The following is a 26,127-nucleotide window of genomic DNA, read 5'->3' as shown; positions in this document are numbered from 1 at the left end:
TAGTCAGTTGTCAGTGGTCAGTTGTCAGTGGTCAGTGGTCAGTTGTCAGTGGTCAGTGGTCAGGGCATAGGGAGTAACAATTACCCATTACCCATTACTCATTACCAATTACCAATTACCCATTTTAGATGCGTCATGCCGTAATTGGCTGTCCAATAGAATGCACTTTAATTAAACTTGTTGTTCCGGATTGACCAATGGGGACACCAGAGGTAATCACAACCTTGTCTCCTTCCTGGACTAAACCACTTTCTACAACAGTATCAACCACATTCACAAACATTTCTTCAGCATTGTGAACAGGTTGAATCAGCAGCGGTTCTACACCCCAAGATAATGCTAATTGACGGTAAGCAGTACAATCCGAAGTCAGGGCAATAATCGGCGTGCTGGGACGGTATTTAGAAACCAGTTTAGCCGTGCTTCCTGAGGTAGTATTGCAGAGAATCGCTTTAGCACCAGTTTCATAAGCAATGCGACATACCGCTTGAGATACTGATTCTGTCACCGTCAGACTACCCGCTGTAGGAGTCCAAGAATGTCTATTTCCTTCTTGGAGGACTGTTTCTGTTTTTAAGGCAATATTGTGCATAATTTGGACAGCAGCAATCGGATATTCACCCATTGCTGTTTCTCCAGATAACATAACGGCATCTGTACCATCCAAAATAGAGTTAGCAACGTCTGTGGCTTCAGCGCGAGTTGGGTCAGGGGCGCTAATCATTGACTCTAACATTTGGGTAGCTGTAATCACCGGTTTACCAGCTTGATTACACCGACGAGCAATTTCTTTTTGAATCAGGGGAACTTCATAAATCGGTACTTCCACCCCTAAATCACCACGGGCAATCATGATACCGTCAGCAGCTTCCAGGATAGCATCTAAGTTGGCTACAGCTTCCGCCCGTTCGATTTTAGCAATGAGGCGAATTTTTGAGCCAGCCCCTTCAATCATGCGGCGTGCGGGTTCGAGGTCTTGGGGAGAGCGGACAAAGGAAACCGCCACCCAGTCTACTCCTAATTGTATCCCAAATCGTAAATCCATCAAATCCTTTTCTGTGATTGAACTCAGAGGTAAAGGAGTTGCGGGTAAATTTACACCTTTGTGAGAAGAAATCAAACCGCCAATATTTACATGGGCGCGGATTTTATCAGCGTCACGACTGGTAACAGTTAATTTCACCCGACCATCATTAATTAAAATGGGTTCACCACATCGCATCATGGCGAATAAAGTTGGTAGAGGTAAGGGTAACTCATTAATATTTTCGCCCTTCTCTTGTAAAACAAAAGTCACCTCAGTCCCAGCTTCTAACATTAGCCCTTCCGGTGGTAATTTTCCCAACCGAATCTTTGGCCCACACAAATCTTGCATAATTGCAATTGGCTTGTGTAAATCTTTGCTAATCCGCCGCAGATGATGAAAAGCTTGGGCGTGAACCTCATGTGCGCCATGAGAAAAATTCAACCGCGCCATATTCATTCCCGCTCTTACCAAAGCTTCTAACTTCTCAGGTGAAGATGTAGCAGGGCCTATAGTACAAACAATTTTAGTGCGACGCATAAGTATGTAAGGAGTAACGGTACAGTAGCACACCCCGTTAAGCCCTGGTTTGGTCATTAGTTATTGGTCATTAGTCATTAGTAAAATTCTTACCTATTACCAATTACCTATTACCCATTACCTAAATTAACCCTTCTCTCTGTGCCATTGACAACATCAAGTCAACGACGCGGTTGGAGTAACCCCATTCATTGTCATACCAAGAAACAACTTTGAAGAAGTTGGAATTGAGTTCAATCCCTGCTCCTGCATCAAAAATGCTGGAATGGGTATCACCTTGAAAATCAGTAGATACTACTTCTTCATCTGTGTAACCCAAAATACCTGCTAAGTCACCTAACGCGGCTTTTTTCATCGCAGCACAGATTTCTTTGTAAGAAGTAGCTTTAGTAGTTTTGAAAGTTAAATCAACTACCGAGACATCAGGAGTAGGAACTCTAAAAGCCATCCCAGTTAACTTACCTTTCAATTCTGGTAACACCAAAGCCACGGCTTTAGCTGCCCCTGTAGCGGAGGGAATTATATTTTGACCAGCACCTCGTCCACCACGCCAATCTTTGCGACTGGGACCATCTACCGTGGGCTGAGTGGCTGTTGTAGCGTGAACTGTGGTCATTAACCCTTCAGCTAAACCGAAGTTATCATTAATGACTTTAGCAATGGGGGCTAAACAATTTGTAGTGCAACTTGCATTAGAAACAATTAAATCTTTTACGGGGTGAAATAGATGATGATTTACACCCATGACCATTGTTTTTACTTTCTCTGGTTCTTTTGTCGGTGCAGAAATTACTACCCGCTTTGCACCTGCTTTCAGGTGATTTTCTGCCCCAGCGTAATCTGTGAACAGTCCCGTAGATTCGACAACGTAATCTACACCCAATTTACCCCAAGGTAATTCTGCGGGATTTCGCATGGATACACAAGGGATAAAATGACCTTCAATGACAATACCGTCTTCTCTGGCTTCAACGTTGCTTTTCAATCTACCGTGTGTAGAGTCGTATTTGAGGAGATAAGCAAGGTTATCGGGGGGAACTAAATCGTTAATACCGACAAACTCAATATTAGGGTTAGTAAGACCAGCACGTAACACAAGTCTACCAATTCGACCGAATCCATTAATACCAATTTTCAACTTCGTCAAAATTAAACCTCCTGTTTTGGGAATTTCAGCAAAGGTTAACTGGCCCGGTTAATTCTAGTCTGACTTAGCTGATTCTTACAGTCACAAAAGGCATAAAGTGAATTTAACTGGCATATTTTAAGGTTTAGTTTTTGGTAATTAGTTATTTATGATCATTTAGATACTTTATTTAAGTATCTGTGTCATATTTTGTTACCTTTTCCCTAATTTCCAATCTTCACCACCAGGTAACTGAATTAACAGTTCAGCAATAGTTTTCGGTAATTCTTTCACAGAATATATATAAGTCAATTGTAAAAATTTTCTAGCGATAGAAGTTACTTCATTTCTATTGACTATTTCTGCTAATTGAAATTCATTATAAATCCCATTCAACACTTCTAAACTAGCGTCAGCTATGGCTAATTCAATTTCATCTTCTAACCAATTATCCCATTCATCTTGATTGATATAATAGGATTTTTTATTTTCTTTGAGATTTACTTTTTTAATTTCTATCAATGAATTACGAATAGAAGCAACCCAAGAATTAGTTAATCGTTGTTCTATTTGGTTTTTAATTAAATGAATTAACAAAATTCTCAAAAATGCTTGAATATTTCGTAAAATCGCTTGTTTACTCATCCCCTCTAATTCATCAACAATAGCTAAAGCATCGGTGTAACGTTGTTCTACAATACTATTTCTGAGGTCTATTAATTCCTGTGTCATATTGATTACCTTTTCCCTAACTTCCAATCTTCACCACCAGGTAAATTACCTAAATAATCATCAATCATATCTGGTAATTCTCTAATTTGATAATTATAAGTTAAGTTAATTAACTCAGTTGCAGTTAATATTAATTGTGATTTATTTAACATTTGGGAAATTTGCTGGCGCTTAAATTTTCCATTCATTATTTCTAAACTAGCGTCAGCTATGGCTAATTCAATTTCATCTTCTAGCCAACTATCCCATTCATCTTGATTGATATAATAGGATTTTTTATTTTCTTTGAGATTTATTTTTTTAATTTCTACTAATGAATTACGAATAGAAGCAACCCAAGAATTAGTTAATCGTTGTTCTATTTGGTTTTTAATTAAATGAATTAACAAAATTCTCAAAAATGCTTGAATATTTCGTAAAATCGCTTGTTTACTCATCCCCTCTAATTCATCAACAATAGCTAAAGCATCGGTGTAACGTTGTTCTACAATACTATTTCTGAGGTCTATTAATTCCTGTGTCATATTGATTACCTTTTCCCTAACTTCCAATCTTCACCACCAGGTAAATTACCTAAATAATCATCAATCATATCTGGTAATTCTCTAATTTGATAATTATACGTCAAGTTAATTAACTCAGTTGCAGTTAATATTAATTGTGGTTTATTTAACATTTGGGAAATTTGCTGGCGCTTAAATTTTCCATTCATTACTTCTAAACTAGCATCAGCTATGGCTAATTCAATTTCATCTTCTAACCAACTATCCCATTCATTTTGATTGATATAATAGGATTTTTTATTTTCTTTGAGATTAATATCTTGAATTTCTATTAATGAATTCCGAATAGAAGCAACCCAAGAATTTGTTAATCTTTTCTCTATTTGATTTTTAATCAAGTGAATTAACAACACTTTTAAAAAAGATTTAATTTGTCGTAATATGGCTTTTTTACTCATCCCCTCTAATTCATCAACAATAGCTAAAGCGTCGCTATAACGTTGTTCTACAATACTATTTCTGAGGTCTACTAATTCCTGTGTCATATTGATTACCTTTTCCCTAACTTCCAATCTTCACCACTGGGTAAATTAGCTAAATAATCATCAATAATATCTGGCAATTCTCTAATTTGATAATTATAAGTTAAGTTAATTAACTCAGTTGCAGTTAATATTAATTGTGGTTTGTTTAACATTTGGGAAATTTGTTGTCTTTGCAATTTTCCATTCATTATTTCTAAACTTGCAGGACGAATTGCCGATTCTATAGAATCCTCTAATATTTCCACCCATTCATCAATATTCAGATAGTAAAATTTTTTATTTTCTTTCAAATTCAATTTCTTAATTTCTAAAATTGAACTTTCAATTAATGCAGCCCAAGAATTAGTTAATCGCTGTTCCACTTGATTTTTAATTAAATGAATCATCAATCTTACTAAAAATGATTCAATATTCCTTAAAATCGCTTGTTTACTCATCCCCTCTAATTCATCAACAATAGCTAAAGCATCGGTATAACGTTGTTCTACAATACTATTTCTGAGGTCTATTAATTCTTGTGTCATATTTGATTTACCTCAATTTGAAAATTTATTAATCTCAGCAAAGAAAAATTAAGAGTTTTGCAGCATTTTTAAATATTATTATGGTCAAATTCTTGATATAAGTCTAATAAGTTGTCCTGGAGTTCTTCTAAGGAATTTCCTTGAGTCCAATAATCAGGATATTCTTCTAAGTAACCGATAAACATATCCTCGTCTTGCCAATAAATATATTTTCTTTTAGTGATTGTTTCCATGATCATCTCAACCTATAAGCAAAGGCTTGATCTAATTATATCAAATTTTTTCAAAAATTAAACATCAGCTTGATTGGCAGGAAATAATTAACTAGTAATTACTTTCTTATCCAGACGTTCAGCAAGCCACAATTTAATAATAGAATCAGAAGTCACACCTAAACGTTTTGCTTCCTGTTCTAAAGCTTCTATCATCCAAACAGGAAAATCAATATTAACTCTTTTTTGTATATACCCTGGATGATGTACTTGAGATAAGTCTAAAAACTCAGTAATATCTTCACCATTGTCAAACTTAGTATCAAATTCTTCAGCTTTCATAAATATTGACCTCTTCAGTACGAGAACGACGAACAGAAATAATTCTTATTTTATCACTACGATAGGTAATGACTGCTGACCAATGTTTATCAGCTATCTTGCCAATCACTAAAAATCTGGGTTCATCCGTTGTGTTTGCGGTTACTTCTACTAGATGCGGATCTTTCCAAAGTTTTTGTGCTTCAATAAAATCAATGTTATGTTTAGTTTTATTTGTTGCACTTTTGTTTGCATCAAATTCAAATTCCATCATTATTTTTGCATCTTTGCGTTTTGATTTTAATAAACTATGTTATCTATTAAGTGTTATTTGCCATTAATTGTTATTTTTGCTAGTCCTTTACAAGCATAATTTACTAATTTAAACGCCCCAATTGTCTTAATAAATCATTGTGATTATTTATTGCTGGTTGAAAATCTGGTTTAATACTAATTGCCTTCTTGTATGATTTTAGTGCTTCTTCATATCTGTGTAAATACCATAGGGAAACACCCCGTCCACACCAAGCTTCATGATAATCAGGTTTAATAACAATAGTCTTATCGTAAGATGTGATCGCTTCTTCGTATTTTTGTAATTTCTCTAGAGACCAACCCCGGTTATTCCAAGCTTCATGTTTGTCAGGTTTAATAGCAACAGCTTTATCATAAGATGCGATCGCTTCTTCGTATTTTTGTAATTTCGCTAGGGAAACCCCCCGGTTATACCAAGCTTCATGAAAGTCAGGTTTAATAGCAATGGCTTTACAGCAGTTTTCGCTCTTATGAGGTACATCTTAGCTAGGCTGTTGACTTTGAACCCTTTACCCCATAAGGCTTCATGCAAAAAATATGTCGTGTGTTCTTGCGAGGAAACGGCTGTTGCAGTGGTTTTTTTCACAAACAAAAAATAACACGAATAATTTTCCGAAAAATCCCTCAAAAACACACAAAGTCAACAGCCTACATCTTAGCCCCCTCATCGCTTGCGGGGAGGGGGTTGGGGGTGGGGTTCTTGTAACTCATAACACAAAGGAAGTGCTGTATCATAAGATGCGATCGCTTCTTCGTATTTTTGTAATTTCGCTAGAGACCAACCCCGGTTATTCCAAGCTTCATGTTTGTCAGGTTTAATAGCAATAGCTTTATTGTAAGATGCGATGCCCTCTTCGTAACGTTTTAATTCAACTAGCTGATAACCCATATACCGACTGGGAATGAATTCCCAGTCTCATAGCAAAAGTCATCTAAAAGATGACTAAATAACCCAGAAATTCTTGAGTAAACTTTAGTTTACTTTCGCTATTAGCCCGGAAATTCATTTCTGGGTGGGTGTGGAAGCCAACAAATAAGCCATCTTTAGCTTAAGTTGACACCAATGAGCAATGCTAAACCCCTACCGATAAAATCAGCTTGACTATTAATATGGCCAAGTCCAATCACGGATTTCTGGCATATCTTCACCATGTTTCTGGATATATTGCTTGTGTTCAATCAGCTTATCTTGCAATTTTTGTTTTACATAGGCTGCTTTATAACCTAATTGTGGTACACGGTCAATCACATCCATAACCAAGTGGAATCTATCTAAATCATTCATCACCACCATATCAAAAGGTGTGGTTGTTGTTCCTTCTTCTTTATAACCACGTACATGAATATTTGGGTGATTTGTATGCCGATAAGTAAGACGATGAATTAACCAAGGATAACCATGAAATGCAAAGATTACAGGTTTATCAGTTGTGAAAATTGTATCGAAATATTTATTACTTAAACCGTGAGGATGTTCACTTTGTGGTTGTAGAGTCATCAAATCCACAACATTCACAACCCGCACTTTTAAATCTGGGAAATTTTGCCGTAAAATATCCACAGCCGCTAAAGTTTCCAAAGTAGGAACATCTCCAGCACAAGCCATAACTACATCAGTTTCACTGTCTTGATCATTACTAGCCCATTCCCAAATTCCTAAACCTTTGGTGCAATGTTTAATGGCAGAATCCATGTCTAAATATTGCAAAGCAGGTTGTTTACCAGCAACAATAACATTGACATAATTCCGACTTCTTAAACAATGGTCGGTTACTGATAGCAAAGTATTAGCATCAGGTGGCAGATAAACCCGAATAATTTCGGCTTTTTTGTTAATTACGTGGTCAATAAAACCAGGATCTTGGTGAGAGAAACCATTATGATCTTGTCGCCAAACGTGGGAAGTGAGAAGATAATTTAAAGATGCAATTGGTCTTCTCCAAGTAATATGACGAGTTGTTTTCAACCATTTGGCGTGTTGGTTGAACATCGAATCAATGATGTGAATAAAAGCTTCATAACAGGAGAAGAAACCATGACGACCTGTTAACAAATATCCTTCTAACCATCCTTGACAATTGGTTTCGCTGAGGATTTCCATAACTCGACCATTAGGTGATAAATGGTCATCTTCAGGAAGAATTTCCGCATCCCAAGCGCGGTTTGTAAATTCAAACAAAGGATCTAAACGATTTGATGCGGTTTCGTCAGGACCAAAAACGCGGAAGTTGCGGCTTTCGTCATTCAGTTTCATTATGTCGCGGAGAAACTTACCAGTAACTTTAGTAGCTTCGGCGTTAACAGTCCCTGGTTTGGGTACTTCTACCGCATAGTCGCTAAAATCAGGCATTTTCAAATCACGCAGCAAAATTCCGCCGTTTGCGTGGGGGTTGTCTCCCATGCGACGCTGACCTTTAGGCGCTAGTTCTGCGAGTTCGGGAAGGAGTTGACCGTTTTCATTAAACAGTTCTTCGGGTTTGTAACTTTTTAGCCAATCTTCCAGTAATTGCAGATGTTCGGGATTACCAACAACATTAGCAAAAGGGACTTGGTGTGATCGCCAATAATCCTCTGTTTTCTTCCCGTCCACTTCCTTCGGTCCAGTCCAACCTTTAGGAGTGCGTAAAACAATCATCGGCCATTGCGGTCGTTCTTTGAAACCATGTATCCGGGCTTCTCTTTGGATACCTTGAATTTCAGGAATAATTGTATCTAATACTGCCGCCATTTTTTGGTGAACCTCAGCAGGATCTGAACCTTCAACAAAATAAGGTTTATAGCCATAGCCAATAAATAGGCTTTCGAGTTCTTTGTGAGGTATCCGTGCTAATACTGTAGGATTCGCAATTTTGTATCCATTCAAATGCAGAATTGGTAAAACTGCACCATCAGTAACAGGGTTGATAAATTTGTTAGAATGCCAGCTAGTAGCTAGGGGTCCAGTTTCCGCTTCTCCGTCACCCACAACCGCCGCAACTATCAAATCAGGGTTATCAAAAACAGCACCGTAGGCGTGTACCAAAGCATAACCCAGTTCTCCCCCTTCATGGATAGAACCGGGGGTTTCTGGGGCAACGTGGCTGGGAATACCACCAGGAAAGGAGAATTGTTTGAATAGTTTCTGAATTCCCTCCTCATCTTGGGAGATGTTAGGGTAATATTCGCTATATGTGCCTTCTAAGTAGGTGTTGGCAACTATACCGGGTCCGCCATGTCCTGGACCAGCTATGTAAATTGCATTGAGGTCGTATTTTTTAATAACTCTGTTGAAATGGGCGTAAATCAAATTCAGCCCTGGAGTAGTTCCCCAATGTCCTAATAGTCGGGGTTTGACGTGTTCTTGTTTGAGAGGTTGTTTGAGTAAAGGATTGTCAAGAAGGTATATTTGTCCAACTGAGAGATAGTTAGCTGCACGCCAATAGGCGTTGATTTTTTGTAATTCTGCGTCTGTTAAAGGTTTTATCTGTGGAATACTGGCAATAGTCATTTTTAACTCCAGTGTAAAGTATTTGCACTAATCAGGTTTAACCCCATCCAAATTAAAACCTATAGTTTTGGAAAAAATGAAATAACTTAATTTTAAATCTTTGGCGTTGCTAAATTGAGCTATGAAACTCAAAATTGCGATTTCCTAAACTCTTATTCTCTGTGACTCTGCGTGTTAATATAGCGGGGCATAGTCTGATAAATTCATACTTTTATTCAGCAACACCAAATTTTTTGTGAATTTTCATTTTCTGCCTCAGTCTTAAAATTATCAGAAAAAACGAAAATATTACTGGGAAAAATGTCCTCATATCCGCGATAAAATTTGCAAACACAACAGCCGACCTTATAAGTATGCAACCTGACTGGAAAACCGTCAAAATTTACGAAGATATCATCTACGAAAAAACCGACGGTATCGCCAAAATCACCATTAACCGCCCCCACAAACGTAACGCCTTCCGTCCCAAAACCGTATTTGAATTATACGAAGCCTTTTGGGATGCCAAGGAAGATATTAGTATTGGTGTAGTCCTCTTTACTGGTGCAGGACCCCACACAGACGGTAAGTACGCCTTTTGTTCAGGAGGTGATCAAAGTGTGCGCGGACAAGCAGGTTATGTAGATGATGCCGGAATCCCCCGTTTAAACGTCTTAGATTTGCAACGTCTCATTCGTTCCATGCCGAAAGTAGTCATTGCCCTAGTCGCAGGTTATGCTATTGGCGGCGGTCATGTATTACATTTAATTTGTGATTTAACAATTGCGGCCGATAACGCCATTTTTGGGCAAACAGGCCCCAAAGTCGGCAGTTTTGACGGTGGTTTTGGTGCTAGTTACCTAGCGCGGATAGTAGGGCAAAAAAAAGCCCGAGAAATCTGGTTTCTCTGCCGTCAATATAATGCCCAAGAAGCTTTAGAAATGGGCTTAGTTAATACGATTGTCCCCATAGAACAACTAGAAACAGAAGGGATAAAATGGGCGCAAGAAGTCTTAGAAAAAAGTCCCATAGCCATTCGTTGTCTCAAATCAGCATTTAACGCCGACTGTGACGGACAAGCTGGTTTACAAGAACTTGCTGGTAACGCTACTCTCCTTTATTACATGACAGAAGAAGGTGCAGAGGGAAAACAAGCGTTTTTAGAAAAACGTCCCCCTAACTTTCGAGATTTTCCCTGGTTGCCTTAAATTTATACCAAAATCGCACTTGTTAAGAAGGTGCGATTTCTAGATATCTAAACGTTTGTAAGTCAAATTTTTTAAAGTGGACAAGAAATTGATGACAGTAATAATGAGTATTTAAATTAGTAAGTAGGGCTTGCTGAAAGAAAGCAAAAGGGTTGATAGATAAAGGTTTGCAGGGTTTTATAACCAAACAAGTGCAAGATTATTGACAATAGATGTTTAAAACCCTTGCATTTTCACCAAAAATAATTGCGTAAATTTGAGGACTAATTGTCCAACCGTCTCTTCCTTCTTTCTTATTCTTCCTTCTTCTTCCTCTTTATTCCTCCTGACTCGGTGACTCCTAGTCCTTACGAAAAGACTTATTCAGCAAACCCTAAGTAGGTGTACATAATAAAAGCGAAATTTGTTGCGTTTTGTAAAATGGCTGAAACTCAATCAGAATATCGCGTTGAGACAACTTTACATACCGTTACATACTTTTAAAATTTTCCATTTACCTACTTACACGCTGATTTTTTAGTTCTTGTGTAGCGGAAGTAGGAATTTCAACAGAAGCTACTGGCAGATGATCTAAATCGGCTGGGAGAGTTTGAGCAGACAAAAAAACAGGTCTGGCTACTGGTAAAATCCAAGCATCTTCTAAAGTTTCCCAAGCAGGTGTAAAAGCTGCTAAAGCTAAAGGACAAGCCTTCCAAACCCCTTGGACAGGTGCGCTCAACTTTTCACACATACCACCACGGCGACCCTGTGGCTGGTAATAACGACAATAACGACAGGTAGATGTTAAACGTTTAATTAATTTCATGTGCCTTAATCTTCAGTAGCGGAGGAGCTAGTTATCACACTTATATATCTTGCTCGTTCAACAAAATAGAGATAAAAGGCAAAAAGTCATTATGGGATACGGGTTGTAGCGATTATTAGCTATAAACAAACTTTATTATGTCTTTAGATTCTTGTTATATTTGTAAATGATCATCGAAGTGTTCACATACTTGTTTTTGTCTAAAACTTATTGGGGATCAAGGTTAAAAGTTTGATTTTAGATTTGCTGATCTTTCAAAAACCTTACTTTAGATAGATTTAAAATCATTCCTTAGCATCTAGTTTACTCAATAATTCAGAATAGTTAAATATTTTAATTAAGGACTTATTATTTACCCTAAAAGCTTAGTGCAGCAGAGAGAACAAACATCCCAGCGTTCCAGTTCACCCGGTGGAGTAGGACATTGACATTGGGGACATAAAGGAAGATGATGCGATCGCATTTGCATCATCTTAGCCCAATTCTCGAAAGCACCTAGCGCATTGTCAAGATTAGGTGTAACTAAGCTATCAGCAGTTAGATCATCAGCTACATAACTAGGATGTTCTGATGCAGAAACAGTTATTTGTGTTCCAGTTGTGGATGAATTTTTCCACTCCGCTGTCGAAAAGCGAATATCTACCAAAGACGTAGACAGCTTGTGATTTAATTTTACCAATATATTTTTCCGGACAAAGGTCAAATTTTGCGCCCAAGCAGCGCTAGACGTTGCTACCCAGACAACATCACGCTGAATTGACAAAGGACGAGTTTGAGCAGCAATCGGAGTTCCCACAACTTCTACCCAACACTTCACCAAACGCGGAAATACTTGTTTTTGCCATTCTGGTGAACGTTGAATATTACCTAAAACATGATCAATTGACTTAAAAGACATATATTGAGGGTGGGGAATTACGCAAAACTGTTAAAAATTAATTTAATCATCTACCCTGACTCCATCTTAACAATGAATCAAAATCCTCTGATGGATTCTACAAAATCCTCTCAAACACCAGGTTTAAACCCTGCCCTGACTACAGCACTAGCTAGTTTAGAAGTACAGTTAGATCAAGAATTAACCAGATACAGACGCACCCGCAAAACATCCAAGCAACAAACATCAGGAAGTGGAGAAAGTTACAATAGACAAAGAAAAACAGCCCTGTTGAACGATATTCAATTACCAGCAGTTCCTCCTATAACCATTCCTGTGGAAAATCCGTTCCTGACGACGGAGACGGAAGCAATTAATTTTCCCCAAGAGTTTGCTATCTCAGACATAGAGGAAAATCCAACTCCTCCAAATTCAGAAAAATCCAGTAGCAGTATAGTTCTTACTAAAATTCAACCTCCTGAAAACCAAACCCTCCTGTCCACAAATAATCCTCCTAAACAACCAGATGATTATTTAGAATCTAGTGAAGCACTATTGCGAAGTTTGACAGCAGAAAAAATACAAACTCCTAATTCTCCTAATTCCCCCAATTCCCGTGACAGTGTGCTGTCACCTATCGGTATTGGTTCAATGCTGTTGTTATTATTGGCAAGTTTGACTTTAGGCTATGTAGTCTTAAATCCCAAAAATTTGCCTAAATTGAATTTCAGTAACTTACTCAACAGTAATTCATCACCGACTGCGGAAAATACAGAAGTAATAAAAAATAATTCTCAACTGGTTATTGAACCAAAAATCACTACCATAGCCAAATATCCTAATTTAGCTACCCAAGAATTTCGCCAAGTTAGAGATCCTAAAGATATCGTAGATTTAACACCGAAAGTTAAACTAACTCCCCAAATCACATCAACTCCCCTAGCTATTCAACCACCCATAACTCCTATTTCTCCATTACCAACCCTTTCCCCACTATCTAGGATTCTACCTACACCCTTAGCAGAGCCTACCGCTACCTCATCACCTCTAGCAGCAGATGTTAAACCTTCAGCCAATGGGTACTATTATATTATTGCTGATAATCAAGGCAATAAGGATTTAACAGCAGCACGGCAAGTAGTTCCTGATGCTTATTTATCACCAAATCAAAAATTTATTTATTTGGGTGCTTTAAAAACTAAGGATGAGATTAAGCGCAGGTTGCAGGAACTAGAAGCAAAAGGGATTAAAGGACGATTACAACAGCCATAATCAAAAATAGTTAGATGATTTAGGATAGCAATATCACAAATCTCAAAGTCCGATAAATGGTCAAGGTAGAGCCAACATGGAAGTTATCCAGCGTATTCTGCGGGTGATTCGTGCTAATTTCAATAGTCTAATCAGCAATGCAGAAGATCCAGAAAAGATTCTAGAAACAGCTTTTATGGAAATGCAGGAGAATTTGGTACAATTGCGTCAAGGAGTAGCTCAAGCGATCGCCACCCAAAAGCGCACAGAACGCCAAGCAGCCGCTGGAGAATCCCAAGGTGAAGAATGGTATCGTCGCGCCCAATTAGCCCTCCAACAGGGTAATGAATCTTTAGCACGGGAAGCTCTCACCAAACGCAAATTTTACCAAGAAACTGCGACAACCTTAATTAGCCAAATTCAGCAGCAAAAAGATGTAGTAGCCAAACTAAAGCAGGATATGCGGACTCTAGAGTTAAAACTTGCTGAGATCAAAACCAAAAAAGATATGTATATCGCTCGCGCCCGGTCGGCTGAAGCTTCTTATCGGCTTCAAGAAATGTTGACTGGAACTTCTACAACATCTAGCTTGGGCGCATTAGAACGAATGGAGGAAAAAGTTTTACAGATAGAAGCACAATCAGAAGCTATGAGCCAACTGGGTAGTGATGATCTGGAAAAACGCTTTGCATCCTTGGACTCTTATAATGATATTGATACAGAACTGGCAACCATGAAAACTGATATGCTAGATCAAGGAGAAAATCCTCAGCCACATATAAATTTACCGAAAACACCAGAACCATAACTTTGCTTGATTAATATAGCTAATTAATAGGTTCATGATTCAGAATAGAAAAAAAAGATAGTCATCCAGACTGGAAAGACTACATTGGAATAGGTAGCTAGTGAACTACCCCGCCGTAAGACGGACGGGGCTTCCCAATTCATCGGGAATAGCCTCAAAAACTCCGTAGTTTTTTTGGTCTGACATTCCCTCACTGGGCAGGAGTCCTGGTCCCCAAGACCCAAATCTTCTTCTTGCGACATATACCTATTAGCTTGGTTTTCGCTTGTGGCATTGATGGTCAAGACAATACCTATCTTACCAGAAAATGCTGGGGACTTCCATGACCCGTTAAATACTAAAAAAGCTAACTATCTAACCAAGAGTGTAAACCTTGAAAGGAAAAATAAATTTATGGGATTATTTGATCGCCTTAAACGCGTAGTTGGTGCTAATCTAAACGATTTGGTCAGTAAAGCCGAAGATCCAGAAAAAATGCTGGAGCAGGCACTCCTGGAAATGCAAGAGGATATGGTCAAGCTACGTCAAGGGGTAGCTCAAGCAATAGCAGCCCAAAAACGGACAGAGAAGCAGTATAACGAAGGACAGAATGAAATTAATAAGTGGCAGCGCAACGCCCAACTTGCCCTACAAAAAGGTGATGAAAGCCTAGCCCGTCAAGCATTAGAGCGCAAGAAAACTTATACTGATACCGCTACAGCATTAAAAACTAGTCTAGATCAGCAAAATGTTCAAGTAGACGGTCTCAAGAAGAGTTTAATCCAGTTAGAGAGCAAGATTTCTGAGGCAAAAACCAAGAAAGAAATGCTCAAAGCCCGGATTACTGCGGCCAAAGCCCAGGAGCAACTCCAAGGTATGGTTAGTGGCATGAATACCAGCAGTGCCATGTCTGCTTTTGAGCGGATGGAAGAAAAAGTCTTAATACAAGAAGCTCGCGCTCAGTCAGGAGCGGAGTTAGCAAGTGCAGATTTAGATCACCAATTTGCACAATTGGAGTCTGGTAGTGATGTTGATGATGAATTAGCTGCTATGAAAGCATCCCTAGCACCTGCACCAGAACCAAAACTACTCACCCCAGAACAACCTAGCCCCTCCACTCCAGTCCAACCAACCAGTACAGCTAGACCTGCTCAACCAGTTGATGCTGAATTGGAAGCCCTCCGTAAACAATTGGATAATCTGTAGTTTTTGCAGATAATTCCATGCAGTTAATCCCACACATCTGATTTGTGTGGGATTTTTCATATATATGAAAACTGCTGTCAAAAGGATAATTGTAAATATCTGAAAAAGGCTTAATTTCAATATCTATAATCTATGCGATCGCCAAATTTTCACGGTAACATCTAAGAGGGTGTTTGAAAAGTATTAAATAAAACCAATAATCTCCAAAAACCTAACCCCCCTACCCCCCTTCCCTCGTAGGGAAGGGGGGTTTCAAAGCCTCACCCCGCTTCGGGGAGAGGTTTACAAGAGGGGTTAATTTATACCTTGAAAACTTTTAAAACATCCTCTAAGCTACCACAGTTAATGATAAGGTAATTGCTAAATTATTGATAAATTAGGGAACAGTTTTTCCTATTTACTGTTCCCATCGGGAGTCAGAGACCCCTTTTAATTCTGGTGACTTCCTAAATACTACTAAGCAACATTCAGCACGTAGGATCGAGTCCCTGTTTTAGTGGTTGGAGTTGCAGTTGAGTTATCCACGTAAGTATAGGTTCCAGTCGCCACGATTTGTCCGAAGTTGTTAACGCTAGTGGCACTTGTCAAAGTTACAGTCGCACCGTTATAGGTAAGCGGTGTGGTCAGCAAGTTGTTCAAGTCAGACAGCACACCGCCGCTCCAAACATAGGCATGATTTGTAGCTGCGGCGATTTGAGAAGCCCCTACGACTTGACCAAATTCATTGATTCCGTTAACAGAACCGGTGTTACCGCCTAAGCTACCGATCGCAGTGAATGTACCATCTGCTTGGAGCAAGAATGGCGTACTAGTCGCGGTGCTGCCACTACCACTAGTTGAAGAACCAATAATCTGACCCGCGTTGTTGATGTCTCGCAAGGTAGCTTGGTCTCCACCAAAAGTGCCTAAATCAGTGAGTTGATATACACCGTTGGCATCTTTATTCCACACAATGGCGGTGTTCTTGGCAGATCCATCCAAAACTCCGTCGCTGTCCACATATCCGACGATTTGACCATTACCGTTGACTCCACGGGCTGTGCCGCCGTCGCCGCTCACAGCCAGATCTGTCAAGGCAGTTACCACGCCATTTTCCCAGTAAAGCGGGTTGTCGTAACCTGATGCTTCAATATTACGACCAGAGATGAGGTTCCTGTTGTTGATGTCCAAGAAGTAGCTCTCCACGCCCCCAAAGTCGTTGATTGTCAGGTTGTAGCTACTGCCGTTCTTTTCCCAAACTAGGGCGCGGTCCGTGGCTAGAGGATTCGGTTGTCGCACTTCATCAGCCGTTCCCAAGATGACACCGCGATCGCTGATGGTATTAACGTTGGGCGTGAGCAGGGTGACGGTTGCGCCATTTGCTGCACCAAAATCGGACTGACCATTTTTCAATCCAGTGCTGGTTATGGCAGTTTGCACGCCATTTTCCCAGATGAAGCCTTGACGGACGTTGTTAGTGTTGACTACACCCGTAGTGGCGTTTGTATTGGTGAATGTTGCGCCTGTGTCAAAGCGTCCGGCAATTTGTCCGAAGTCGTTAATCGAAGCTGCGTTGACTGAACCATTAGGGTTGGTACTGAGAGAACCCAAATCAGTTGCTGCGTAACGGTAGAGTGGTCCGTTGTCCACCAAAGCCTGAGATCCAGATGCCACTCCTTTGAGCGTTGCGAGAAGATCATTACCCGCATACACCAAGGTGTCGCCATTGCTGCTGGTAAAGCTGAGGGATTTACCCAGTAAGCTTTCCCCCAACCGCACTTTGTCGGACGTGGTATTGAACCCCCACACAGCGACGGAACCTGTGCCGCCTTCCAGGATTAGCTTGTCTTTGCCGGTGCTGCCGAGGTACACCGAGTCATTGCCAGTACCTGCGTTGATCACATTGTTGCCTGCCCCGGCATCAATTGTGTCGTTGCCTTTACCAGAGTAGATCGTGTCGTTCCCTGCCCCGGCATAAATTGTGTCGTTGCCTTTACCCGTCAGGATGCGGTTGTTGCCTTCCCCTGCAAAGATGACATTATTCCCAGCACCCCCATCAATAAAATCACCACTCGCACCGGAGTAGATGACATCATTACCCAACCCAGTGGTGATCAGGTTTACTCCTTCTCCCGCAGAAATGAAGTTGTTGCCTTTGCCTGCATCAATAATGTCCCGACCAAAGCCAGCATAAATCACATCACTGTAGTTGCCCGTGAGAACGACGTTGTTGCCATCACCAGCGTAGACGACAACTTTGCTTACGGCATTGATCACATCATCCGCCCCTGTGCCATAGATAGGGGCAGCAGAGCCGAGGGGTGGGGGATTTAGGGGTAATAATGGGTCGGATAAATTACCTATTGCAAAGGCGGTGCTGCCTGGAAGCAGAGAAGATGTGTCATTTGCGTTGAATGTCATTGAGAAAATTTCCTAAAAATTGGTGTGGTAAATGCCCATAAAATCCTCCCCAGTCTGCAAGCAATCTGGGAAGTGATATCGCCCTTAGCCAGCACGAAGTGCCATCGCTCAACTGAAGCAAAATTCTGGGGTCAAAATATGAATGCAAAGATGTTCCAGATATTTGACAATATTTAACGGATTAGAAACCAACAACAAAATCTTGTGGTTACCAAATCAAGAGTTTAAACCGCTTGGTGGGTCTCTTGATTTCTGTAGTTTTTTCATTTTTTAATGCTTCTGTGGCTGAGTCTCTTGTGATGGACTAGAGGGTTCAACTAATTTACCTTCCAAAGTTAAAGACTTTAAATGGAAGTTGTAGTTAATAAGTCTTTTATCTTGCTTTACTCTTAAACAAGCAATCGGTAAGGTAATTGCAAACAAAAGAAACACTCCTACTAAACCAAAAACATACTTGTGCATTCTTTTTTCAAGAACGTCTCTTGGCGTTTGTAGCATTTTTAAATTCCTCAATCTTTAATGCAAAGGTAAATATGGAAACAGGGGATGCCAACTCATAGCTGTAGCCGCAACAAATAGGAAAAATATCCAGAAAAAGATGGTTTTAGATTTAATTTGTTTGTCTTTCCACAAAAAGTAAAGAATCACCCAACTGACCAGCCAACCAATCAGCAACATAGTTTCTTTGCCGGCATAGCTGCCAATGTTTCCCCAAAGTTTACTAGGATTATGGCTTCCGGGTATCCAACCGCCAAGGTCTTTAAGTATTTTTTCTCGCTGTTTAGATGTGTCTGATAAATGATGTGCCACCATCATCGTAAAACATCCTATTCCTCCACTAATTAATGCTGCGGCAGCAGGACCAGAAGTTGCAGGCGGCTTGTTTGCTCCTTTAGCTAAAACACCAGGAAATCTTTTCAATGAACTCCAAATTTTGCCATAGATAGGCTGTGTTTTAAATTCAGATGCCCGTGATAGATCTTTAGTCATTTTCTGATTTTTATTGGTTAATAGTTAACATTGAAAAACTTACAAAGTATGAAGTTTTGCAATACTAAGTCCGGTGACTAGTCCACCCATTGCAAAAAACATCATTGCCATTAAAGCCACACAAGTTGCTGTTAAAACTGGGCGATTTTCTTTTTCTAAAATTGAGTCGCCATATTGCCACAAAATCAACGTACAAGCTACACCTATTGGCAATGTAAATAACACGGTAAATTCGTGATATTCCATTAATATGTATTGTCCTAATGGTGTATTTTCTATTAACCACGCACGAGCGCCACCAAATTCTATATTAGCTCGGTAGCGCATATATGCTAAGTTGCCTGTGGCAATACCTAAAAATGCGATCGCTGTTGACCAAAATGTTAAAGTCCGCATCTGCGGTAAAATTTTACTCCCTCCCCGCAGCAAGGGAAAGGCTAAATGTCCTGTATACACTGCAACTACTGTGGACAGTAAAGAACCGAAGCCATGTACTGTACCTATCCATCTTTGCCACGGACTAGGATTGAAGATGTTAAAAAAAGGCAGAGAAAGAAACAATGCTGCTGAAAGAATACTTAAGCCATAAACGCTGATTTTGGCGATATCTAGCTGTCTAGGAAACTCTGTGCTGACTAAATCGGTATATTTTTCTTCCATCATTAGGTAATCCTCCATTCAGGTAAATTACAGTTACACATCTATTTACAACAATTCTCAATAAGCTTTCAGTCCAAGTATTAGAAAACTTTCTCAAAACAATTTTCATCTTTTCCGATGCTTACTTTGATATCTTTTAGCATTAACTAAATAATCTTCTCCAAAATTTATTTGTTTCTCTGCCACTAAAATACTTATGTATTTTTCATGAAAAGCTTGCTAGTCAAGAATTTTCATGACTAGTGATTTTGATTAAGATATTTAATTAGTGTAGTTAATGACAAAATATAGCATAAGTCTTTATAGCTATTATTGTCAACTATTTGCAATAAGCAGGGAAAATATTTTTATAAATACTGACATTACAGCATGACTCAACCTCTACAGCCACATAGCTTTATCACTAAATTTTGTCTTTTATTTACCTGCAATATGCTGTAATAATGTTTGCCTGATAAAATAACAGATTTTTTTAAGTATTGGATACTTGACAATTATAAGCAAGTAGGCATAGGTGAGAAATCCTCTGTTGTCTCACAATCATTTTTCAAATCTATATAGTTTGTACTTTCTGATTTTTGAGTAAAACGAAATAAACATTTCCCTCTGCCTGCTATAAATAGTGAAGTGGGAACAGATTGGGATAAAGTATTCTCTATTCTGTGTGTCAACTTTGATCAATACCGCCTAATGGAGATTATAATGAATAAGGGTGTAATCAATATCACTGATGCTGAGTTTGAAACGGAAGTATTAAAAGCCGAGCAGCCTGTATTGGTTTATTTTTGGGCTTCTTGGTGTGGTCCTTGTCAACTGATGTCACCAGTTATTAATTTAGCTGCTAACAAATATAGCGATCGCCTAAAAATTGTTAAAATAGAAACTGACCCCAATCCACTCACCGTCAAAGAATATCAAGTAGAAGGTCTTCCTGCTCTGAGACTGCTAAGAGGAGAAGAAGTATTAGAATCTATTGAGGGAGTAATTGGTAAAGATAAATTACTCAGTTTTTTGGATAAGCATTTAAATAATAATTAGTTACCCGTCAGTGATCAAAACTCCATAGTTTATGATCACTCACTCATGACTAATGACCAATGAATAATAATTAAAATGCAATTTGCCACCCGATTACAACCCTTAAAATCCAACGTATTTGCCGATATGGACACAGCCAAGACCATCGCATTGGCTGCTGGAAGAGAATTAATTGATTTATCTTTGGGTTCTTCCGATTTACCGACTGCGAATCATGTCCTAGAAGCGATCGCTCAATCTCTCCATGATCCTAGCACTCATGGTTACTTATTATTTCGTGGTACTCAAAATTTCCGTCAAGCCGCAGCCCAATGGTATGAGCAAAAATTCGGTATCCCAGTTAACCCAGAAACAGAAGTTTTACCCTTAATTGGTTCTCAAGAAGGAACAGCCCATATACCTTTAGCGGTACTCAATCCCGGCGATTTTGCTTTATTATTAGATCCTGGTTATCCTTCCCATGCAGGTGGAGTATATTTGGCCAATGGTCAAATTTACCCAATGCCATTAAAACCAGAAAATGATTTTTTACCAGTTTTTAGTGATATTCCCGTCACTGTCTTAGCCAAGTCGCGGTTGATGGTATTAAGCTATCCTCATAATCCTACCAGTGCGATCGCCCCATTATCCTTCTTTCAAGAAGCCGTGACTTTTTGTCAACAACATAATATTGTTCTCGTTCACGACTTCCCCTACGTAGACTTGGTTTTCACAGAAGAAACCCAAAATCCAAAATCCAAAATCCAACATCTAAAATCCCTTGTTCCCTCAATTTTGCAAGCAGATCCTGAAAAAAGCGTCTCCATAGAATTTTTTACCCTGTCTAAATCGTATAATATGGGTGGCTTCCGCATCGGTTATGCAATTGGGAATCCCCAATTAATTCAAGCCTTAAAACAGATCAAAGCCACCGTTGATTTTAACCAATATTTGGGCATTTTGAACGGAGCGATCGCCGCACTCACAGGACCACAAGACGGTGTAAAATTTGCCGTAGATATTTTTCGTCAACGCCGTGATGCTTTCATTAAAGCCTTAAATAGTATAGGTTGGAGCGTTCCCACACCCCAAGCCACAATGTACATTTGGGCAAAATTACCCCCACAGTGGAGTCATAATTCCATAGAATTCTGCACCGAACTAGTTAAACAAACAGGCGTAGCTGCTTCCCCCGGCGTAGGTTTTGGTCAATTTGGTGAAGGATACGTTCGTTTTGCATTAGTGCAGAAACCGGAAATCCTAGAAACCGCAGTCGAGAGAATTTCTAAATTTCTCCATTAACCCATTCTCATACTTAAATCCAACCACTTAGACTGAGTAATAGGCGCACTGCTAGAAATATAATCAACACCAGTTTCCGCCACAGCGCAAATAGTTTCCAGCGTCACATTACCAGAAGCCTCAATCTTCACCCGACTATCTTCTTGACGAATTAATAAAACAGCCTCACTCATCATTGACAAAGGCATATTATCCAACATAATAATATCAGCCTTGTGCTGTAAAGCTTCCCGCACCTGTTCTAAATTTTCCGTCTCCACCTCAATCGTCAGAGGATAAGGAATTTGAGAACGAATGCGGGTAATAGCTTCCTTAATTCCCCCAGCAGCAACAATATGATTATCCTTAATCATCACCGCATCATCCAATCCCATTCGGTGATTAATCGCACCACCCAACGCAGTTGCGTACTTTTCCAAAATTCTCAACCCTGGTGTAGTTTTGCGCGTATCCACCAACTGAGCCGGTAAATCAGCTATCTTCTCCACATATATATTAGTCAGAGTAGCAATTCCACTTAACCGCATCACCAAATTCAAAGCCACCCGTTCCCCCATTAACAGCGTATCCAGTGAACCATTAATTTCTGCTACCACCTGTCCTGGTTCACATTTTCCCCCCTCAGCCGTGATATTCACAAAATCAACTTGATGATTCAAAAGCTGAAATACCCTAGCAGCGACTGGTAAACCAGCAATTATCCCTGGTGCTTTCGCTATCCATCGAGCCTGTCCTTTCGTAGAATTTGGGGATAATAGGGATTGAGTAGTGCGATCTCCCCTACCAATATCCTCCAGTAACCAACCTTGCAATAATTGATCCAGCACCAAAAACGGTGGTAGTACAGCCCTTGAACTCTTCATATAAACCCTTCTCTTTCTTCCTTCGTGTCCTTCGTACCTATATCCCTCCGGTCCCGTCAGGGATACGTGGTTCATTAACTCCTGATTATATAATATAGAAAAATCAGAAATTTTAACGCCCACAGACCTTGCTCTATAAGGATTTTTATCAAAATGAAAAACAAATTTCAAAAAAGATTGAAAAAGTAGTTGACAAACCAAAGGAGGTTCGATATATTAAGTAAGTGCCTGAAGCGAAGCGAAACAAAAGCAACGCCGAAAGTCGCACCGAACCTTGAAAATATTATAGTTTGAAAGCCAGAATACAACAAGTACCCTGCGTCAGAAAAAGAAAATAACCTGACCGTGGTTGTAAAAACGGTTGAAAGAGCTTATAACAGACGAACCAAAATGGAGAGTTTGATCCTGGCTCAGGATGAACGCTGGCGGTATGCTTAACACATGCAAGTCGAACGGTCTTTTCGGAGATAGTGGCGGACGGGTGAGTAACGCGTAAGAATCTACCTTCAGGTTCGGGACAACCACTGGAAATGGTGGCTAATACCGGATGTGCCGAGAGGTGAAAGGCTTGCTGCCTGAAGAAGAGCTTGCGTCTGATTAGCTAGTAGGTGTGGTAAAGGCGCACCTAGGCGACGATCAGTAGCTGGTCTGAGAGGATGATCAGCCACACTGGGACTGAGACACGGCCCAGACTCCTACGGGAGGCAGCAGTGGGGAATTTTCCGCAATGGGCGAAAGCCTGACGGAGCAATACCGCGTGAGGGAGGAAGGCTCTTGGGTTGTAAACCTCTTTTCTCAGGGAAGAAAAAAATGACGGTACCTGAGGAATAAGCATCGGCTAACTCCGTGCCAGCAGCCGCGGTAATACGGAGGATGCAAGCGTTATCCGGAATGATTGGGCGTAAAGGGTCCGCAGGTGGCATTGTAAGTCTGCTGTTAAAGAGTCACGCTCAACGTGATCAAGGCGGTGGAAACTACAAAGCTAGAGTGTGGTCGGGGCAGAAGGAATTCCTGGTGTAGCGGTGAAATGCGTAGATATCAGGAAGAACACCGGTGGCGAAGGCGTTCTGCTAGGCCAAGACTGACACTGAGGGACGAAAGCTAGGGGAGCGAATGGGATTAGATACCCCAGTAGTCCTAGCCGTAAACGATGGATACTAGGCGTAGCTCGTATCGACCCGAGCTGTGCCGTAGCTAACGCGTTAAGTATCCCGCCTGGGGAGTACGCAGGCAACTGTGAAACTCAAAGGAATTGACGGGGGCCCGCACAAGCGGTGGAGTATGTGGTTTAATTCGATGCAACGCGAAGAACCTTACCAAGGCTTGACATGTCACGAATCCCGGCGAAAGTTGGGAGTGCCTTCGGGAGCGTGAACACAGGTGGTGCATGGCTGTCGTCAGCTCGTGTCGTGAGATGTTGGGTTAAGTCCCGCAACGAGCGCAACCCTCGTTTTTAGTTGCCAGCATTAAGTTGGGCACTCTAGAGAGACTGCCGGTGACAAACCGGAGGAAGGTGGGGATGACGTCAAGTCAGCATGCCCCTTACGTCTTGGGCTACACACGTACTACAATGCTCCGGACAAAGGGCAGCTACACAGCGATGTGATGCGAATCTCATAAACCGGAGCTCAGTTCAGATCGAAGGCTGCAACTCGCCTTCGTGAAGGAGGAATCGCTAGTAATTGCAGGTCAGCATACTGCAGTGAATTCGTTCCCGGGCCTTGTACACACCGCCCGTCACACCATGGAAGTTGGTCACGCCCGAAGTCGTTACCCCAACCGCAAGGAGGGGGATGCCTAAGGTAGGACTGATGACTGGGGTGAAGTCGTAACAAGGTAGCCGTACCGGAAGGTGTGGCTGGATCACCTCCTTTTAGGGAGACCTAATCCATTTAGAAATCGAAGGTAATGAAAATTATCAACAGAAACTAAATTGGTCTAACCTAGGTCGGTCGCAGACTTGAAGTAAAGCTTTCAAACTATGATTTGGTTCGATTAGGGCTATTAGCTCAGGTGGTTAGAGCGCACCCCTGATAAGGGTGAGGTCCCTGGTTCGAGTCCAGGATGGCCCACCTGAAGGAAATCAAAAGTCAAAAGTCAAAAGTCAAAAGTAAATATTTTTGAAGCATGACTAGAAATTTTGAGTTCTTTTTGGGGGTTTGGCTCAGTTGGTAGAGCGCCTGCTTTGCAAGCAGGATGTCAGCGGTTCGAGTCCGCTAACCTCCACATTTGGAAAAAAGATAGCACCTGAAACTATGAAAATAGTTTTTGAATGCTGGGTTAAATTCCAGCCAGAACCTTGAAAACTGCATAAGAGAAAGAGAATTAGCAGCGCAGACGTGAAACATGAGAATGTTTCATCACAGCAGACAAAAAGAAATGTGGTCAAGCTAATAAGGGCTAATGGTGGATACCTAGGCACACAGAGGCGATGAAGGACGTGGTTACCGACGAAATGTTCCGGGGAGTTGGAAGCAAACTAAGATCCGGAAATGTCCGAATGGGGCAACCCTATGTACTACCTGTTGAATATATAGACAGGAAAGAGCCAACCCAGCGAACTGAAACATCTTAGTAGCTGGAGGAAGAGAAATCAAACTAGAGATTCCCTCAGTAGTGGTGAGCGAAAGGGGAAGAGCCTAAACCAAGGGATTTATCCTTTGGGGTCGTGGGACAGCAATATCGAATCCGTTAGGTTAGACGAAACAGCTAAATACTGTACCAGAGGGGGTGAAAGTCCCGTAGTCGAAAACCAAAGGATAGTAGCTGAATCCCGAGTAGCATGGAGCACGAGGAATTCCATGTGAATCAGCGAGGACCACCTCGTAAGGCTAAATACTACTGTGTGACCGATAGTGAACAAGTACCGCGAGGGAAAGGTGAAAAGAACCCCGGAAGGGGAGTGAAATAGAACATGAAACCATAAGCTTACAAGCAGTGGGAGTCCGATTTAACGGATGACCGCGTGCCTGTTGAAGAATGAGCCGGCGACTTATAGGCACTGGTAGGTTAAAGCGAGAATGCTGGAGCCAAAGGGAAACCGAGTCTGAATAGGGCGTTAAATCAGTGTTTATAGACCCGAACCCTGGTGATCTAACCATGTCCAGGATGAAGCTTGGGTAACACCAAGTGGAGGTCCGAACCGACTGATGTTGAAAAATCAGCGGATGAGGTGTGGTTAGGGGTGAAATACCAATCGAACCAGGAGCTAGCTGGTTCTCCCCGAAATGTGTTGAGGCGCAGCGGTAATGATTAAATTTGGGGGGTAAAGCACTGTTTCGGTGCGGGCTGGGAGACCGGTACCAAATCGAGACAAACTCAGAATACCCAGAAGAAGACATTGCCAGTGAGACAGTGGGGGATAAGCTTCATTGTCAAGAGGGAAACAGCCCAGACCACCAGCTAAGGTCCCCAAATCATCACTAAGTGATAAAGGAGGTGAGATTGCCTAGA

At 40.7% G+C, this 26,127-nt stretch carries 25 protein-coding genes, 2 tRNA genes and 2 rRNA genes (1 of these 29 cut by a window edge); 10 read left to right on the top strand and 19 right to left on the bottom strand.

Annotation, left to right across the window (positions count from 1 at the left end):
• Positions 1 to 133: 133 nt before the first annotated feature.
• The 12 genes from pyk to EZY12_00600 all read right to left on the bottom strand — a co-directional run bounded on the left by pyk (position 134) and on the right by EZY12_00600 (position 9,329).
• Positions 134 to 1,564, bottom strand: a complete 1,431-nt coding sequence (gene pyk / locus EZY12_00655) for a pyruvate kinase (protein QSX70460.1) — start codon at positions 1,562 to 1,564, stop codon at positions 134 to 136.
• 121 nt (positions 1,565 to 1,685) lie between these two features.
• Positions 1,686 to 2,711 (bottom strand): type I glyceraldehyde-3-phosphate dehydrogenase, encoded by a 1,026-nt coding sequence (gene gap, locus EZY12_00650; protein ID QSX68264.1) that lies wholly within the window; start codon positions 2,709 to 2,711, stop codon positions 1,686 to 1,688.
• A gap of 192 nt (positions 2,712 to 2,903) precedes the next feature.
• The gene (locus tag EZY12_00645) at positions 2,904 to 3,422 is read right to left on the bottom strand and encodes a DUF29 family protein (protein QSX68263.1); all 519 of its coding nucleotides are present in this window, start codon (positions 3,420 to 3,422) and stop codon (positions 2,904 to 2,906) included.
• A 5-nt stretch (positions 3,423 to 3,427) separates the two neighbouring features.
• Positions 3,428 to 3,946, bottom strand: coding sequence for a DUF29 family protein (locus EZY12_00640; protein ID QSX68262.1), 519 nt, complete (start codon positions 3,944 to 3,946; stop codon positions 3,428 to 3,430).
• A gap of 5 nt (positions 3,947 to 3,951) precedes the next feature.
• Positions 3,952 to 4,470 carry a DUF29 family protein gene (locus EZY12_00635; protein ID QSX68261.1) on the bottom strand — a complete coding sequence of 173 codons (519 nt, stop codon included), beginning with the start codon at positions 4,468 to 4,470 and terminating at the stop codon, positions 3,952 to 3,954.
• A gap of 5 nt (positions 4,471 to 4,475) precedes the next feature.
• Complete coding sequence (locus EZY12_00630) at positions 4,476 to 4,994, bottom strand: DUF29 family protein (GenBank protein ID QSX68260.1); 519 nt, start codon at positions 4,992 to 4,994, stop codon at positions 4,476 to 4,478.
• Positions 4,995 to 5,062: 68 nt separating this feature from the next.
• Positions 5,063 to 5,227, bottom strand: a complete 165-nt coding sequence (locus EZY12_00625) for a hypothetical protein (protein QSX70862.1) — start codon at positions 5,225 to 5,227, stop codon at positions 5,063 to 5,065.
• Between the two features lie 87 nt (positions 5,228 to 5,314).
• The gene (locus EZY12_00620; GenBank protein QSX68259.1) at positions 5,315 to 5,548 is read right to left on the bottom strand and encodes a CopG family transcriptional regulator; all 234 of its coding nucleotides are present in this window, start codon (positions 5,546 to 5,548) and stop codon (positions 5,315 to 5,317) included.
• Positions 5,538 to 5,798, bottom strand: a complete 261-nt coding sequence (locus tag EZY12_00615) for a BrnT family toxin (GenBank protein QSX70459.1) — start codon at positions 5,796 to 5,798, stop codon at positions 5,538 to 5,540. Before EZY12_00615 ends, EZY12_00620 begins: the two co-directional genes overlap by 11 nt.
• A gap of 106 nt (positions 5,799 to 5,904) precedes the next feature.
• Positions 5,905 to 6,288, bottom strand: coding sequence for a tetratricopeptide repeat protein (locus EZY12_00610; GenBank protein QSX70458.1), 384 nt, complete (start codon positions 6,286 to 6,288; stop codon positions 5,905 to 5,907).
• A gap of 218 nt (positions 6,289 to 6,506) precedes the next feature.
• Positions 6,507 to 6,731: a tetratricopeptide repeat protein gene (locus EZY12_00605; protein ID QSX68258.1), complete on the bottom strand. Its 225-nt coding sequence runs from the start codon at positions 6,729 to 6,731 to the stop codon at positions 6,507 to 6,509.
• A gap of 216 nt (positions 6,732 to 6,947) precedes the next feature.
• The gene (locus EZY12_00600; protein ID QSX68257.1) at positions 6,948 to 9,329 is read right to left on the bottom strand and encodes a phosphoketolase family protein; all 2,382 of its coding nucleotides are present in this window, start codon (positions 9,327 to 9,329) and stop codon (positions 6,948 to 6,950) included.
• A gap of 353 nt (positions 9,330 to 9,682) precedes the next feature.
• On the opposite strand from EZY12_00600, the gene menB reads away from it, so the two are divergent.
• A complete protein-coding gene (gene menB / locus EZY12_00595; protein ID QSX68256.1) occupies positions 9,683 to 10,516 on the top strand; it encodes a 1,4-dihydroxy-2-naphthoyl-CoA synthase in 834 nt (277 codons plus the stop codon).
• A gap of 493 nt (positions 10,517 to 11,009) precedes the next feature.
• On the opposite strand, the gene EZY12_00590 is transcribed toward menB, so the two are convergent.
• Positions 11,010 to 11,321, bottom strand: a complete 312-nt coding sequence (locus tag EZY12_00590) for a hypothetical protein (GenBank protein QSX68255.1) — start codon at positions 11,319 to 11,321, stop codon at positions 11,010 to 11,012.
• A gap of 352 nt (positions 11,322 to 11,673) precedes the next feature.
• The gene (locus tag EZY12_00585) at positions 11,674 to 12,219 is read right to left on the bottom strand and encodes a DUF721 domain-containing protein (protein ID QSX68254.1); all 546 of its coding nucleotides are present in this window, start codon (positions 12,217 to 12,219) and stop codon (positions 11,674 to 11,676) included.
• A gap of 72 nt (positions 12,220 to 12,291) precedes the next feature.
• Between EZY12_00585 and EZY12_00580 the strand changes: the two genes are divergently transcribed.
• From EZY12_00580 to EZY12_00570, 3 genes are all read left to right on the top strand, one after another.
• Positions 12,292 to 13,470: a hypothetical protein gene (locus tag EZY12_00580; protein QSX68253.1), complete on the top strand. Its 1,179-nt coding sequence runs from the start codon at positions 12,292 to 12,294 to the stop codon at positions 13,468 to 13,470.
• A gap of 76 nt (positions 13,471 to 13,546) precedes the next feature.
• Positions 13,547 to 14,257, top strand: coding sequence for a PspA/IM30 family protein (locus EZY12_00575; GenBank protein ID QSX68252.1), 711 nt, complete (start codon positions 13,547 to 13,549; stop codon positions 14,255 to 14,257).
• Between the two features lie 393 nt (positions 14,258 to 14,650).
• Complete coding sequence (locus EZY12_00570) at positions 14,651 to 15,442, top strand: PspA/IM30 family protein (GenBank protein ID QSX68251.1); 792 nt, start codon at positions 14,651 to 14,653, stop codon at positions 15,440 to 15,442.
• A gap of 456 nt (positions 15,443 to 15,898) precedes the next feature.
• Here the strand turns inward: EZY12_00570 and EZY12_00565 are convergent, their stop codons facing one another.
• The 4 genes from EZY12_00565 to EZY12_00550 all read right to left on the bottom strand — a co-directional run bounded on the left by EZY12_00565 (position 15,899) and on the right by EZY12_00550 (position 19,495).
• A complete protein-coding gene (locus EZY12_00565; protein ID QSX68250.1) occupies positions 15,899 to 17,842 on the bottom strand; it encodes a hypothetical protein in 1,944 nt (647 codons plus the stop codon).
• 270 nt (positions 17,843 to 18,112) lie between these two features.
• Positions 18,113 to 18,340, bottom strand: a complete 228-nt coding sequence (locus tag EZY12_00560; protein ID QSX68249.1) for a hypothetical protein — start codon at positions 18,338 to 18,340, stop codon at positions 18,113 to 18,115.
• An 18-nt stretch (positions 18,341 to 18,358) separates the two neighbouring features.
• Positions 18,359 to 18,832: a hypothetical protein gene (locus EZY12_00555; protein QSX68248.1), complete on the bottom strand. Its 474-nt coding sequence runs from the start codon at positions 18,830 to 18,832 to the stop codon at positions 18,359 to 18,361.
• A 39-nt stretch (positions 18,833 to 18,871) separates the two neighbouring features.
• Entirely contained in the window at positions 18,872 to 19,495 is a 624-nt protein-coding gene (locus tag EZY12_00550; GenBank protein QSX68247.1) for a hypothetical protein, read from the bottom strand.
• A 699-nt stretch (positions 19,496 to 20,194) separates the two neighbouring features.
• On the opposite strand from EZY12_00550, the gene EZY12_00545 reads away from it, so the two are divergent.
• Both EZY12_00545 and EZY12_00540 read left to right on the top strand, forming a co-directional pair.
• Positions 20,195 to 20,530, top strand: coding sequence for a thioredoxin (locus tag EZY12_00545; protein QSX68246.1), 336 nt, complete (start codon positions 20,195 to 20,197; stop codon positions 20,528 to 20,530).
• 75 nt (positions 20,531 to 20,605) lie between these two features.
• Complete coding sequence (locus tag EZY12_00540; GenBank protein QSX68245.1) at positions 20,606 to 21,811, top strand: LL-diaminopimelate aminotransferase; 1,206 nt, start codon at positions 20,606 to 20,608, stop codon at positions 21,809 to 21,811.
• On the opposite strand, the gene EZY12_00535 is transcribed toward EZY12_00540, so the two are convergent.
• Entirely contained in the window at positions 21,808 to 22,674 is an 867-nt protein-coding gene (locus EZY12_00535; protein QSX68244.1) for a carboxylating nicotinate-nucleotide diphosphorylase, read from the bottom strand. The genes EZY12_00540 and EZY12_00535 overlap by 4 nt on opposite strands.
• A 387-nt stretch (positions 22,675 to 23,061) precedes the next feature.
• Here EZY12_00535 and EZY12_00530 point away from each other — a divergent pair.
• From EZY12_00530 to EZY12_00515, 4 genes are all read left to right on the top strand, one after another.
• Positions 23,062 to 24,548 (top strand): 16S ribosomal RNA (locus tag EZY12_00530).
• 124 nt (positions 24,549 to 24,672) lie between these two features.
• Positions 24,673 to 24,746, top strand: a tRNA-Ile gene (locus EZY12_00525).
• Between the two features lie 81 nt (positions 24,747 to 24,827).
• Positions 24,828 to 24,900: transfer RNA gene (locus tag EZY12_00520), tRNA-Ala, on the top strand.
• Between the two features lie 157 nt (positions 24,901 to 25,057).
• Positions 25,058 to 26,127, top strand: a 23S ribosomal RNA gene (locus tag EZY12_00515) (it continues 1,763 nt past the right edge of the window).
• The 16S and 23S rRNA genes sit together here with 2 tRNA genes alongside, the layout of an rRNA operon.

Source organism: Dolichospermum sp. DET69, from assembly GCA_017355425.1.
Lineage (GTDB): Bacteria > Cyanobacteriota > Cyanobacteriia > Cyanobacteriales > Nostocaceae > Dolichospermum.
The sequence above is the reverse complement of the archived record's forward strand: the minus strand, read 5'-3'. Positions and strand labels throughout refer to the sequence as shown.

Coding starts and splice junctions, on each gene's coding strand:
- pyk (QSX70460.1), bottom strand. CDS start 1,564: ATGCGTCGCACTAAAATTGTTTGTACTATAGGCCCTGCTACATCTTCA.
- EZY12_00645 (QSX68263.1), bottom strand. CDS start 3,422: ATGACACAGGAATTAATAGACCTCAGAAATAGTATTGTAGAACAACGT.
- EZY12_00640 (QSX68262.1), bottom strand. CDS start 3,946: ATGACACAGGAATTAATAGACCTCAGAAATAGTATTGTAGAACAACGT.
- EZY12_00635 (QSX68261.1), bottom strand. CDS start 4,470: ATGACACAGGAATTAGTAGACCTCAGAAATAGTATTGTAGAACAACGT.
- EZY12_00630 (QSX68260.1), bottom strand. CDS start 4,994: ATGACACAAGAATTAATAGACCTCAGAAATAGTATTGTAGAACAACGT.
- EZY12_00625 (QSX70862.1), bottom strand. CDS start 5,227: ATGGAAACAATCACTAAAAGAAAATATATTTATTGGCAAGACGAGGAT.
- EZY12_00620 (QSX68259.1), bottom strand. CDS start 5,548: ATGAAAGCTGAAGAATTTGATACTAAGTTTGACAATGGTGAAGATATT.
- EZY12_00615 (QSX70459.1), bottom strand. CDS start 5,798: ATGGAATTTGAATTTGATGCAAACAAAAGTGCAACAAATAAAACTAAA.
- EZY12_00605 (QSX68258.1), bottom strand. CDS start 6,731: ATGGGTTATCAGCTAGTTGAATTAAAACGTTACGAAGAGGGCATCGCA.
- EZY12_00600 (QSX68257.1), bottom strand. CDS start 9,329: ATGACTATTGCCAGTATTCCACAGATAAAACCTTTAACAGACGCAGAA.
- menB (QSX68256.1), top strand. CDS start 9,683: ATGCAACCTGACTGGAAAACCGTCAAAATTTACGAAGATATCATCTAC.
- EZY12_00590 (QSX68255.1), bottom strand. CDS start 11,321: ATGAAATTAATTAAACGTTTAACATCTACCTGTCGTTATTGTCGTTAT.
- EZY12_00585 (QSX68254.1), bottom strand. CDS start 12,219: ATGTCTTTTAAGTCAATTGATCATGTTTTAGGTAATATTCAACGTTCA.
- EZY12_00580 (QSX68253.1), top strand. CDS start 12,292: ATGAATCAAAATCCTCTGATGGATTCTACAAAATCCTCTCAAACACCA.
- EZY12_00575 (QSX68252.1), top strand. CDS start 13,547: ATGGAAGTTATCCAGCGTATTCTGCGGGTGATTCGTGCTAATTTCAAT.
- EZY12_00570 (QSX68251.1), top strand. CDS start 14,651: ATGGGATTATTTGATCGCCTTAAACGCGTAGTTGGTGCTAATCTAAAC.
- EZY12_00565 (QSX68250.1), bottom strand. CDS start 17,842: ATGACATTCAACGCAAATGACACATCTTCTCTGCTTCCAGGCAGCACC.
- EZY12_00560 (QSX68249.1), bottom strand. CDS start 18,340: ATGCTACAAACGCCAAGAGACGTTCTTGAAAAAAGAATGCACAAGTAT.
- EZY12_00555 (QSX68248.1), bottom strand. CDS start 18,832: ATGACTAAAGATCTATCACGGGCATCTGAATTTAAAACACAGCCTATC.
- EZY12_00550 (QSX68247.1), bottom strand. CDS start 19,495: ATGATGGAAGAAAAATATACCGATTTAGTCAGCACAGAGTTTCCTAGA.
- EZY12_00545 (QSX68246.1), top strand. CDS start 20,195: ATGAATAAGGGTGTAATCAATATCACTGATGCTGAGTTTGAAACGGAA.
- EZY12_00540 (QSX68245.1), top strand. CDS start 20,606: ATGCAATTTGCCACCCGATTACAACCCTTAAAATCCAACGTATTTGCC.
- EZY12_00535 (QSX68244.1), bottom strand. CDS start 22,674: ATGAAGAGTTCAAGGGCTGTACTACCACCGTTTTTGGTGCTGGATCAA.